Source organism: Bacillus cereus group sp. MYBK15-3, from assembly GCF_051916765.1.
Taxonomy (GTDB): domain Bacteria; phylum Bacillota; class Bacilli; order Bacillales; family Bacillaceae_G; genus Bacillus_A; species Bacillus_A cereus.
In genome coordinates this window covers 1,010,322-1,022,906 of the sequence record NZ_JBQAHG010000002.1, presented here as the reverse complement: position 1 = coordinate 1,022,906, position 12,585 = coordinate 1,010,322, and the positions used below count along the sequence as shown (strand labels likewise).

Genomic DNA, 12,585 nt, shown 5'->3' with positions numbered 1-12,585 from the left:
GTGACCTAAATTTGAAAAGTAAGGAGCCTATTATACTGGAAAACCTTAGTAATTCCCATTTTTTTACTTAAAATATTTACATATCCTTCTTTACACAACCCATTTGAAGTCAAAAAATATTTTTATCTATAGTATTATGCTCCTTAATAGTAGATAAAAAAATAAAAGACACGAGACCGTGTCTTTTATTTTTTTAATCAAGAAGAGTTGAATCTTCTGCGCCCTCAGCACCAGAATCTTCACTAATTCCGTGATGCTCACGAATAAAGAAGGCAATTTCTTCTCTTAAATCTGTATTTTCTTTTAAGAACTGCTTCGAATTTTCACGACCTTGTCCTAGGCGTTCTTCATTATAAGAATACCAAGCACCGCTCTTTTGAACGATATCAAGCTCAGAAGCCATATCCAAGATTTCACCTTCTCTTGAAATACCTTCTCCGTACATAATATCAACTTCCGCAACACGGAATGGTGGTGCTACTTTATTTTTCACTACTTTTACTTTTGTTTTATTACCAACGATGTCGTTACCTTGCTTTAATTGCTCCGCACGACGCACTTCAAGACGGACAGTTGAATAGAATTTCAACGCACGACCACCTGGAGTTGTTTCTGGGTTTCCGAACATAACCCCAACTTTTTCACGAATTTGGTTAATAAAGATTGCAATTGTTTTTGATTTGTTAATTGCTCCTGAAAGCTTACGAAGTGCTTGTGACATTAAACGTGCTTGTAAACCTACGTGTGAGTCACCCATATCGCCTTCAATCTCTGCTTTCGGTACAAGAGCTGCTACAGAGTCAATTACGATAATGTCAACCGCACCACTTCGTACAAGTGCTTCCGCGATTTCCAATCCTTGCTCCCCTGTATCAGGCTGTGATAATAGTAATTCATCTATGTTAACGCCTAATTTTTGTGCATATACAGGATCCATTGCGTGCTCCGCATCAATGAATGCTGCTTGTCCACCTTGACGTTGTACTTCTGCAATTGCATGTAATGAAACTGTCGTTTTACCTGAACTTTCAGGTCCGTAAATTTCGATAATACGGCCACGTGGATATCCGCCTACTCCTAGTGCCACATCAAGTGCTAAAGAACCACTAGAAACCGTAGAAACTCTACGCTCCGCTTGTTCTCCTAATTTCATAATTGAACCTTTACCGAATTGCTTCTCTATTTGTTTTAACGCCATATCTAACGCTGCTTGACGATCACTCATTCAAAATTCCTCCTTAACTGAATTGCTAATCTTATTATACCTATTTTCAATTCAATTTGCCAACAAAAATCGAACATTTATTCGATTTTTTTATTTTCTATCAAATAATATCTAAATTTAACCGTAAAAAAACTAGAAGAAATTTATATCTCTTCTAGCTTTTTATATAAATGATAAAATCCATATTTTGCTGTTCGTTCTCTAATTTGTTGACGACTTCCGCTTAAATTAAGAGGAAAGACTACAGTTGGTTCTTCCTTAATCGAAAGCCCAACAAATACTGTTCCTGGTTCTTTCTGCTCTGAAGCATCTGGCCCTGCTACCCCAGTGAAACTAATTCCGATATCCGCTTTTAATACATCCTTAACATTTTCAGCAAGATAACGAGCACATTCTTTACTAACTGCACCATCAGTATGCAACACTTCTTCAGGCACACGTAAAACATGTTGCTTCACATCATCATGATAACAAATGACACCGCCTTTAAACACAGAAGAAACACCAGCGTTTTCAGTTACTTGATTTCCAAAAAGACCACCTGTTAAACTTTCTGCACACGCTAAAGTTAACCCTTTTCTCTTCAATAACTCGATTGCCTTATAATGCAAAAATTCTTGGTCATATCCGTAGAAAAATTCTCCTACTCTTTCTAAAATCAAATCTTCCACATGTTGAATTAATTTCTCCGCTTCGCTAACATTTTGATGCTTAGCGGTTAAACGTAATGTCACTTCTCCATCATTTGCTAACGGGGCGATTGTTGGGTTTGTTTGTCCATCAATTAAATCTTGCACTTTCACCTCTAATTGGGACTCCCCAATACCGAAGAAACGAAGCACACGAGAATAAATGTTTTCTCCTGTTGTAAAATTACGTAAAAAAGGCTCTACGTAACTTACATACATTGGTTTCATTTCTTTTGGCGGCCCTGGTAATAAAATATAAACTTTTCCGTTCTTATTTACCCCCATACCAGGCGCCATACCGTGGTCATTTGCAAATACTGTTGCTCCATTTAAAACGAGCGCTTGCTTTTTATTATTCTCCGTAAATTCACGGCCTGTACGCTTAAAGTAATTACTTATTAAGGCTAATGCCTTTTCATCATACACAAGCTCTTCATCTAAACTAGCAGCTATCGTTTCTTTCGTTAAATCATCTTTTGTCGGTCCTAATCCACCTGTAAAAATAAGTATATCAGCACGTTCTTCCGCAGCTTCAATCGCCTTTTGCAATCGCTTATTATTATCACCAACAACAGTATGATAGTACACGTTAATTCCGATTGAAGCTAACTTTTCAGATAAAAACTGGGCATTTGTATTTGCAATTTGTCCAAGTAATAATTCAGTTCCAACCGCAATAATCTCAGCATTCATCCCAATTCCCCCATAAACTTCTATTTTGAGTTTACAAAAGCAGCTCTATTTTTCCAGAAATAATCCCATCCTGAAATAACAGTAAAGATTAATGCAATCCATATGAAGATATCTGCAACTGGAATATGGATTAAATTTAAAGGTACATCGTGTAATAAATATGCTGCAATTGCAATAATTTGTGTCCACGTCTTAATTTTTCCTAGCTGGTTTGCTGCAACTACTTCCCCTGTTCCAGCAAGTACAAGACGTAAACCTGTTACCGCAAACTCACGACTGATAATTACAATAACAATCCAAGCCGGTACATATTGCATCTCTACCAATGTAATAAGTGCTGCCGAAACAAGCAATTTATCAGCTAACGGGTCAAGAAACTTCCCTAAATTCGTTACAAGATTATACTTTCTTGCGTAATGTCCATCAATCCAATCTGTAGCTGAAGCAATGATAAAGATAAGTGCCCCCACTAAATGTTGAATTGGCAAATCAACATCACCAACTTTGTATGAACCCCAATCAAAGGGCGCTAACATAATTACCATAAAAATTGGAATTAAGAAGATTCTAGATATTGTAATTTTATTTGGTAAATTCACAGCTATTCCTCCATCATATCAAAAACATTTGTTCATCGAAAAAAAGTCATCGAAGCGATGACTGTTATTGTGCTGGTTGCTCTATCCCTTGGTTTTTAATCACCAATCTTTGGTGATATTCTTTTTGTGGATCTAACGGGAAAGCAAGCACTTGGCCATTCAGTTTAATTTCAACATTCGGTGCACTTCCAATATTAAGTCGTACTTCTTTTAATGTTGATACATCGCGTTTCTCTGTTTGACCGCTTTGTACTGTAGTGTTTAGAATTTCGTTACCCGCATCATCCTTAACATCTACATAACTTGTACCCTTAGCTGAAATTTCCAGTTCTAATGTTTTATTATTATGAATTTCCAAAGTAGATACCTTTCCAGTTGTTCCAACTACTTTCACTTCTTGCTGTCCAGTTGGTTGTGCTGGTTGCTCCTCTTTCTTTGGTTCTTCTTTCTTTGGTTCCTCTTTTTTTGGCTCTTCCGCTTTCACTTCATCTTTCTTCGTATCTAACGGAGAATCTTTCGCTTTTTGAACTTCAATTTTCTCACTTTGAGCGCTTGGAACTTTTTCATCATCTTTTCCAGTTAACGCTTGAAACACAAACCAGATTACCACTCCAACTGCGATGACTAACAGCGCAACTAAGATTTTCGGCATGTGATCTGCAATTGGCCATGATGAAGATTTTTGCATTGTTTCTTGTGTTTTTTGTCCCGTTGATACTTGTGGAACTTCACGCTTTTCAGATTGTGGTATCGTACTCTGATGTTCTACGAGCAGTTCCTCTCCATTTAATCCAACCGCATCTGCGTATTGTTTAATGAATGCACGCGCATAAAAAGCTCCTGGCAATACATCATAATTGCCTTCTTCAATTGCCACTAAATGGCGTTTTTGAATTTTTGTAATCTCATGCAGCTGATCAATAGTCAAGCCTTTCGCTTCTCTTGCTTCTTTCAGCTTTTGTCCCAATTCCGTCACTACTAACACCTCAATATTTCTTTAAAAGTCAAACATAGAGAAATTATTTTGCGTACCTTGCTCAATTTCATCTACTAAATTATATTGAATTTCTTCATCATAATCGTTACGCAACTCGATAATATAATCAAAATCATCCAATGTGTATTCTGACTGACTCACAAATACATCAGGATGTTCCACAACTTTCGTTGCAGGCAATCTCATAATTTCACGAACGAGCTGCCAATGTCTTTCGTTAGCACGCTTCGTTGACACAATTCCATCTAGGATGAAAATATTGTCATCGCTATACTCATCTTCAATTAATTGACTGCGAACAGTTTGCTTAATAAGAGTAGATGATACAAATAACCATCTTTTATTTGCACAAACACTTGCAGCAACAATGGATTCTGTTTTTCCGACACGAGGCATTCCACGTATCCCAATTAGTTTATGGCCTTCTTTTTTCATGATTTCTGCCATAAAGTCTACAAGTAAGCCTAATTCATCACGCACAAATCGAAATGTTTTCTTATCATCTGCATCTCGTTGTATGTACCTACCATGCCTAACCGCTAGCTTATCTCTTAGCTTGGGCGGACGATATTTCGTTACCGTTATGTTATCCATCGTATTTAAAATTGATTCAAGTCTAGAGATTTGCTCTTGATTATCACACATAAGAAGTAACCCACGTCGTGCATTATCTACACCATTAATTGTGACAATATTAATGCCGAGCATACCGATTAACGAAGAAACGTCACCAAGCAAGCCAGGTCGGTTTTTATGTATTTCATATTCAAAATACCATTCAATCATCCAAGATCACTCCCCTTGCTTACTTTACACCTACGTACTATATTATATGATTTCACCTTAATAGGGAAGCTAAATGTATAATCTATCCTGTGTAATTATTATACAAAAAAAGTAGAGAGGAGAATCTCCTCTCTACTTTTACTTATGTTGTACGAACTTAACCATTAAATTTGCAATTGTATGTTGCTCCTGTTCATCAGCAACTTTCCAAAGCTCAGCTAATAATTTCTCTTGGTCATTGCGTCCTTCTACTTCATTAGCAAGATAGTCGCCAACACGAAATGCCATATCTGATACCGCACCGCCATCTAAACCTTTGTCTTGCGCTTGCTCTAAACGTTCTCCTAAAAAGCTCTTCCACTGATCAAAATTATCTAATACTGACATAATTAAGCACCTCACTATTGAGTAATAAAATCATCCTTAATTTGTGCAACTATTCATTTTTTATGTAAGAATTTTTTAGCAGTGCCAACCGCCATTCACTCCGATAATTTGTCCAGTTATGTAAGACGCTCCTGGTGATACGAGAAATGAAACTGTTTTCGCTACTTCTTCTGGTAATCCTATTCTACCTAATGGTATATCTTCAGCAATTCCCATTTTATCTTCTTCAGAAAAAACACTTAACATTTCCGTTTCAATTGCTCCTGGTGCTACTGCATTCACACGTAATCCACTTAAAGAAACTTCTTTCGCTAAAGCTTTCACATATGAATTTTGCGCCCCTTTTACCATTGAATAAAGCACTTCACAAGAAGCCCCTATTTGTCCCCATATAGATGAAACAATTACAATATTACCACTTCTTCTCTCAATCATAGGCGGAAGTGCCATTGAAAGTAATTTATATACGTTCTTCACTTGAAGTTCTACCATATAATCTAATTCATCGTTTGTTACATCTGTTACTAATCCAAAAATACTCTTCCCCGCTGCGTATACAATAACATCAATAGGATGTTCAATTTGTCCCCACAATCGTTCTGCTCCATCACTAGAAGCTAAATTAGCTTGAACAGGGATAACTTCTCCCCATGCCTTCTGCAATTCCAATACCTTTTCTTCACTGTTATTGTAATGAACATAAACTGTATATCCATCTTGAATTAATTGTTTCGAAATAGCAGAGCCAATCCCTCCGCTCCCTCCAGTTACTAACGCATACTTTTTCATAAATTCCCTCTCTTATCTCTACAACTTCAATTTTCACACAACTAAATAATACCCTCATCTTACAATTTTTCAATGATAAGATGAGGGTATCTTTAAAATTTTATTTTTTCGGTAACACCTGACAAACACTCATTTTTTCTTCTGATAACAATAATCCCGCTACTTCTTGTAAGTCTTGAACGGTTAGTCCTTCTAATACAGTCAATGCATCAAATAGGCTAGATTCATTAAACGCGTATCGTGTAAATTGATTTGCAATATATTCTGGTGAATTTAACGAGCGTAAAAAACCACCAATTTTCTTTTTCTTCACTCGTTCTAATGCCGCCGCATCTAATTGATCATAATCTGTTTTTAATAAAATATCTTTTAAACGATCTGCCAATTCATCAGGTTGTTTCGTATCACCACCAACCATTGCAAAACCGAAGTTATTTTCTTCTGTATAGTCATACGAGAATGAATCATCAATAAGTCCTTCATTATATAAAGCTTCGTAATGAACAGAACTTTTTCCAAATAAATAATCTAAAAGTAACGTAAGCGCAATTTCTTGTTTTAAAAGCGCTTGCCCCTTTTCTTTTAAATTAGTCGCTTTAATACCAACTAAACATTTCGGCGTTTGCACAGGCATTGAAATAATTTTTTTCTTTTCATTTACCTCATTTGGTTCTTCTTCAAATGAACGCACAATTTCTGGCTGGTTTTTATAATCTTTTTTCGCTTGATTTTCACGTACTAAATCCATTGTTTTCTCTGGATCAATTGCACCCACAACAAATAATAACATATTGCTCGGATGATAAAATGTTTCATAACATTCATATAATAAATCTTTCGTAATTTTACTAATAGATTCGATTGTCCCCGCAATATCAATTTTAATTGGGTGTTTTACAAATAAGCTATCAATTAACCCAAAGTACAAACGCCAATCTGGGTTATCTTGATACATTTGAATTTCTTGCCCAATAATCCCCTTCTCTTTTTCAACTGTTTTTTCAGAGAAATAGGGCTCTTGTACGAAGTTTAGCAATGTATTTAAATTTTGTTCTACGTTTGAAGTACCTGAAAAAAGGTAAGCTGTTCGTGTGAAGGATGTAAAAGCGTTTGCCGATGCTCCTTGTTTACTAAACAATTGGAAAGCATCGTGATCTTCTTTTTCAAATAATTTATGCTCAAGAAAATGTGCAATCCCATCTGGCACACGAATCATTTCTTCTTTCCCTAATGGTACAAATGTATTATCTACAGAACCATATTTCGTCGTAAACGTTGCAAATGTTTTATTAAATCCTTGTTTCGGTAAAACATATACATCTAATCCATTAGGAAGTTTTTCATAATAGAGTGTTTCTTTTAATTGCTCATAAACAATTTTCTTCACTTACTCTCCCTCCGTTCCTTGTAAAAAGTAAATTGTATCTAGTTCAATATTTTTAGCAACTTTTACAATTTCTTCTTTTGTCACACTTTCTATACCTGTAAGCCATTCTTCAACTGGACGTGTACGATCTGAAATAATGCCATGATATAGCATTTCTACAAAGCCACGTGGTGTATCAATTGCCTCTAATATTTGATTTTGGATGACACTTTTTGTTTGATGTATTTCTTCTTCAGAAAACTCTCCGTTTTGCATCGCAAGCATTTGTTCTTTAATAATCTCAACTGCTTTTTCATAATTTTTCGCTTCAATTCCTGACATAACAAATAATAAACCTTTATGACTTTCAAAGCGCGATGCTGCATAGTACGCTAAACTATTTTTTTCACGCACATTTACGAATAACTTCGAATGAGAAAAGCCACCAAACAATCCATTGAACAATTGCAATGCAAAATAATCTTCATCTTTATATGTGACAAATGTACGATAACCGATGTGTAATTTACTTTGTTTTAATTCTTGTTTTTCAACAACTTCTTTTTCTTCATTATTTCGTCTATGAAGGAGTACATTTCTTTCTCTCACTGGACGAGCTGAAATAGAAAAATACTTACTTACAAGATCAACGGCGTTTTCTGAAATATCACCAATAATATATAGATCCATTTCATCTTCCGCTAACACCTTTTGATAATATTGATACAGACTTTCATTTGTAATAGACATAACACTCTCTTTTTTTCCATTTGCACTTAAACGATACGGTTCTACTTTGCACATTTCTTCAATTAAACGCTCGTTTGCATAACGCATTTTATCGTCATAAGTAGCTTCAATTCTCTGTAACAGTGCTCTTTTTTCACTTTCTACGATAGAAGATAGGAAACCGTTGCCCTCCGTTGCTGGATGTAACACAATATCTGACAACATAGAAAGCGCTTTTTCAAATAACGGTGGTGCATCATGTAAGTAAACTTCATTTGCAATGTCTACATAAATGGAGATAATATGGTCTTCCCCTTTTTTACTTACATCTACCGCTAAAGAAGATCCGTATAATTCTTCTAAATATTGACGAAGACGAATTACAGAAGGTAATTTTTCTGTCGCACTTTGCAATACGTATGGCAATAAGGCACGCTCTGTCACCGTCTCCTCATTTAAAGGCGCTTTAAAACGAAATACAAAGGTATTCGTTTTATATTTATCAGTCGGAATAATATGTACGCGCAAACCATCTAACTCATGTAGTTGTTGTTCCATTAGTTTCATTTATAGCCCTCCTTTACGTATATAGGAATATTCCTCTTCAATATACAGTTTTTAGAAATAAAAAATCAACTTTTCTCCCTTATTATGCTTACATATGATTCTTTCTAAAAACTTTAATATGTAAGGAACATAGTAAAATTCCGTATTAAATATATTCTATGTAAAAAAGCCCACACTAATGTGCGAGCTTTTTTATACTTATAAAATACTTATCGTTTTCCTTTTTCATAAGGAGTTCCTAATGCTTTCGGAGCTTCAGAACGACCTACAAAACCAACAAGCGCTAATATTGTGAATACATATGGTAATATCGTTAATAAAACACTTGGAATTTGATCTAATACAGGAATTGTTCCGCCCGTTACACTTAGAGATTGCGCAAAACCAAAGAATAGAGCTGCACCTAATGCGCCTAGTGGATTCCACTTCCCAAAAATCATAGCAGCTAAAGCTAAGAAACCTTGTCCTGTAATAGTTGCCCCTGAGAAGTTATTAGAAATTGACATTGCAAAAATCGCTCCACCAATTCCAGCAAACACTCCTGAAATACAGACTCCAATATAACGCATTTTATATACATTAATCCCCATCGTATCCGCTGCCATTGGGTGTTCACCAACAGCACGTAGACGAAGACCGAACGGTGTTTTATAAATAACATACCAAACAACGAATGCTAAAATAATGGCAATATACGACGTTATTGGTACGTTCGAGAAAAATATTTTCCCTAAAACCGGAATATCCGAAAGGCCTGGAATATCAATCTTTTCAATACGATACTGAATAAAGTCAGTCTGCCCTTTATCAAAAATCTTCTTAATTGCAAATACTGTTAAACCAAGAGATAAGAAGTTAATGGCTACACCACTTACAACTTGATCTGCTCGGAATGTAATAGAAGCTACCGCATGAAGTAATGCAAATAATCCACTACCAATTGCCGCAAATAATAACGCAATCCATGGAGTCATCGTTCCCCAAGTATCACCCATCAATAAGTTTGTAACAACTCCAATAAATGCACCAAATAGCATTAGTCCTTCTAATCCGATATTTACAACACCCGATCGTTCACTAAATACACCACCTAGTGCTGTGAAAATGATAGGTGCCGATGTATATAACGTACCCGTCACAAGAATGGCTAATATATCTAAAAAGCTCATTTATTTCCCCTCCTTGCTCATGCGTGTAAGCGCCCATCTTAACACATAACTACATGCAACAAAGAAGATGATACATGCAATAATTACATTAATAAGCTCTGACGGTACATCTGCCTCAAAGTTCATTTGAGGGGAAGCACTTTTCAAACCACCAAATAATAAAGCTGAAAGGATTATACCAAACGGATTATTCCCTCCAAGTAATGCTACGGCAATCCCATCAAATCCTACTCCTGTAAACGAAGACATCGCTGTCATACTCTGAAATGTCCCTAATCCTTCCATCGCTCCACCAATCCCCGCAAATGCACCAGCAATTGTCATAGAGAATACTACATTACGAGAAACTTTCATACCTGCATATTGAGAAGCATGCTGATTAAATCCTACAGACTTTAATTCGTAACCTAAAGTTGTTCGATCTAATAAGAACCACATTAAAATAGCGATTAAAATTGCTATAATAATTCCCCAGTGTAGACGTGAGCCGTCAGTAATAGAAGCAAGCCAGTCTGAAGATAGTGACGCACTCTCTTTAATATCATACGTTTTGTCATTACCCGCATGTAAGAAACGCTTAATGATGTCATACGTTACATACAACGCAATATAGTTCATCATAATAGTTACAATAACTTCATTCACTTGAAACTTCCCTTTTAAATATCCCGGAATGAAGCCCCAAATTCCGCCCACCAATGCGGCAAATAAAATCGATAATGGAATATGAAGGAACGCTGGTAGTGAGACTGCATAACCGAACCAAACCGCCGCAAGCCAACCAACTAACAATTGACCCTCTACCCCGATATTAAATAAACCTGTACGAAATGCAAACGCCACCGATAAGCCAGCAAGAATAAGCGGTATCATTGTACGGAGCGTTTCACCAATCGCACTTGCGCTGCCGAACATTCCTGTCCAAAGTGCACTATAACCAACAATTGGATCATAGCCACTAACTAGCATTACAATCGCTCCTACAAGTAAGCCGAAAATAACGGATAGTACTGGGACTAAAATATTTATCGTTCGTTCTGTTAAAAGTTTTTTAGCCATTTGTACCCACCTGCTCCTTCTTTGTTCCTCCAGCCATTAACAATCCAAGCTGTTGTTCATTCGTTTCTTTCGCATCAACTATTGCTACAATTTCCCCTTCATAAATAACAGCAATTCGATCGCTAACATTTAAGATTTCATCTAACTCTAATGATAAAAGTAATACACCTTTTCCTTTATCCCTTTGCTCTATTAATCTCTTATGAATAAATTCAATTGCTCCTACATCTAAACCACGTGTTGGCTGTGCCGCAATTAATAAATCTGGATTTCGGTCTACTTCACGTGCAATAATTGCTTTTTGTTGATTGCCCCCAGATAGAGCGCGTGCTAACGTTTGCTCACTAGGTGTACGTACATCAAACTGTTCAATAAGAGCCTTTGCTTTTTCTGTAATTTTGCTGAAATTTAAAATCCCTTTCTTTGAAAACGGATTTTTATAGTACGTTTGAAGAACTATATTATCTCTAACAGAAAAATCAAGAACGAGTCCGTGTTTATGACGATCTTCTGGAATATGACCAATTCCTTCTTCTGTTATTCTTCTAACAGGCCAATTTGTTATTTCTTTTCCTTTAATTGCAATAGAACCTGACTCAACTTTTCGTAAACCAGTAATTGCTTCTATTAATTCACTTTGTCCGTTTCCATCAATCCCTGCAATCCCAACAATTTCCCCCGCACGAACAGTTAAGTCAAGGCCTTTTACAGCAGGTAGTTGACGTGCATCGTGAACAACAAGGTTTGCAATTGAAAGTACCTCTTCTTTTGGCTTCGCGTCTATTTTTTCTGTTTTAAAATTCACTTGACGTCCGACCATTAATTCTGCAAGTTTATTTTCATCCGTATTTGCAACGTCAACCGTTCCAATCCCTTTTCCTTTACGAATAATCGTACAACGATCGCAAACTTCCATAATTTCTTTCAACTTATGTGTAATAAGAACAATAGATTTTCCTTCTTGTACAAGCTTTTTCATAATTTGAATTAGCTCATGAATTTCTTGTGGTGTTAACACAGCTGTCGGTTCATCAAATATTAAAATTTCTGCACCGCGGTAAAGAGTTTTCAAAATCTCAACACGCTGTTGCATACCCACTGAAATATCCTGTATTTTCGCATATGGATCTACAGCCAAACCGTATTGTTCAGACAGTTTTTGAATTTCTTTAGCAGCATCCTCAACAGCAATTTTCCCTTTTTTCTTCGGTTCATTTCCGAGAATAATATTCTCTGTAACTGTAAAATTATGAACAAGCATAAAGTGTTGATGGACCATTCCAATACCAAGGTCATTTGCTATATTCGGATTTGTGATTTTTACAGGTTTACCTTTAATTTTAATTTCACCCTGCTCTGGTTGGTACAAACCAAATAGTACATTCATCAATGTGGATTTCCCTGCACCATTTTCTCCAAGTAAAGCATGTATCTCACCCTGCTTTACTTGCAGCGTAATATCATCATTCGCTACAATGCCTGGGAATACTTTCGTAATGTTATTCATCTCAATTACGTATTCCATTGTGT

Annotated in this window: 12 protein-coding genes; all 12 read right to left on the bottom strand. The window is 36.1% G+C overall.

Translation table 11 applies throughout. The features are described 5' to 3' along the window. Window positions 1–193: 193 nt before the first annotated feature. Window positions 194–1,225 carry a recombinase RecA gene (recA, locus tag ACTFR8_RS13810; protein WP_001283860.1) on the bottom strand — a complete coding sequence of 344 codons (1,032 nt, stop codon included), beginning with the start codon at window positions 1,223–1,225 and terminating at the stop codon, window positions 194–196. A 143-nt stretch (window positions 1,226–1,368) separates the two neighbouring features. Next, a complete protein-coding gene (locus ACTFR8_RS13805) occupies window positions 1,369–2,607 on the bottom strand; it encodes a competence/damage-inducible protein A (protein ID WP_098938495.1) in 1,239 nt (412 codons plus the stop codon). A gap of 20 nt (window positions 2,608–2,627) precedes the next feature. Beyond that, the gene (gene pgsA / locus ACTFR8_RS13800; protein ID WP_001052970.1) at window positions 2,628–3,206 is read right to left on the bottom strand and encodes a CDP-diacylglycerol--glycerol-3-phosphate 3-phosphatidyltransferase; all 579 of its coding nucleotides are present in this window, start codon (window positions 3,204–3,206) and stop codon (window positions 2,628–2,630) included. 64 nt (window positions 3,207–3,270) lie between these two features. After that, window positions 3,271–4,182 (bottom strand): helix-turn-helix domain-containing protein, encoded by a 912-nt coding sequence (locus ACTFR8_RS13795; protein ID WP_000137476.1) that lies wholly within the window; start codon window positions 4,180–4,182, stop codon window positions 3,271–3,273. Window positions 4,183–4,203: 21 nt separating this feature from the next. Continuing rightward, on the bottom strand, window positions 4,204–4,989 hold the full coding sequence (locus ACTFR8_RS13790; protein ID WP_000574107.1) for a DUF3388 domain-containing protein: 786 nt from the start codon (window positions 4,987–4,989) through the stop codon (window positions 4,204–4,206). A 138-nt stretch (window positions 4,990–5,127) separates the two neighbouring features. Continuing rightward, entirely contained in the window at window positions 5,128–5,376 is a 249-nt protein-coding gene (locus ACTFR8_RS13785) for a DUF3243 domain-containing protein (protein WP_000114450.1), read from the bottom strand. Between the two features lie 75 nt (window positions 5,377–5,451). Then, window positions 5,452–6,165 (bottom strand): elongation factor P 5-aminopentanone reductase, encoded by a 714-nt coding sequence (ymfI, locus tag ACTFR8_RS13780; RefSeq protein WP_000759606.1) that lies wholly within the window; start codon window positions 6,163–6,165, stop codon window positions 5,452–5,454. Window positions 6,166–6,265: 100 nt separating this feature from the next. Continuing rightward, the gene (gene yfmH, locus ACTFR8_RS13775; RefSeq protein ID WP_252209681.1) at window positions 6,266–7,552 is read right to left on the bottom strand and encodes an EF-P 5-aminopentanol modification-associated protein YfmH; all 1,287 of its coding nucleotides are present in this window, start codon (window positions 7,550–7,552) and stop codon (window positions 6,266–6,268) included. Further along, entirely contained in the window at window positions 7,553–8,827 is a 1,275-nt protein-coding gene (yfmF, locus tag ACTFR8_RS13770) for an EF-P 5-aminopentanol modification-associated protein YfmF (protein ID WP_000772405.1), read from the bottom strand. It abuts the gene before it with no gap. Between the two features lie 209 nt (window positions 8,828–9,036). Next, entirely contained in the window at window positions 9,037–9,996 is a 960-nt protein-coding gene (locus ACTFR8_RS13765) for an ABC transporter permease (protein WP_000008857.1), read from the bottom strand. After that, window positions 9,997–11,055 (bottom strand): ABC transporter permease, encoded by a 1,059-nt coding sequence (locus ACTFR8_RS13760; RefSeq protein ID WP_086392607.1) that lies wholly within the window; start codon window positions 11,053–11,055, stop codon window positions 9,997–9,999. After that, window positions 11,048–12,580 (bottom strand): ABC transporter ATP-binding protein, encoded by a 1,533-nt coding sequence (locus tag ACTFR8_RS13755; protein WP_000456907.1) that lies wholly within the window; start codon window positions 12,578–12,580, stop codon window positions 11,048–11,050. Before ACTFR8_RS13755 ends, ACTFR8_RS13760 begins: the two co-directional genes overlap by 8 nt. Window positions 12,581–12,585 lie beyond the last annotated feature (5 nt).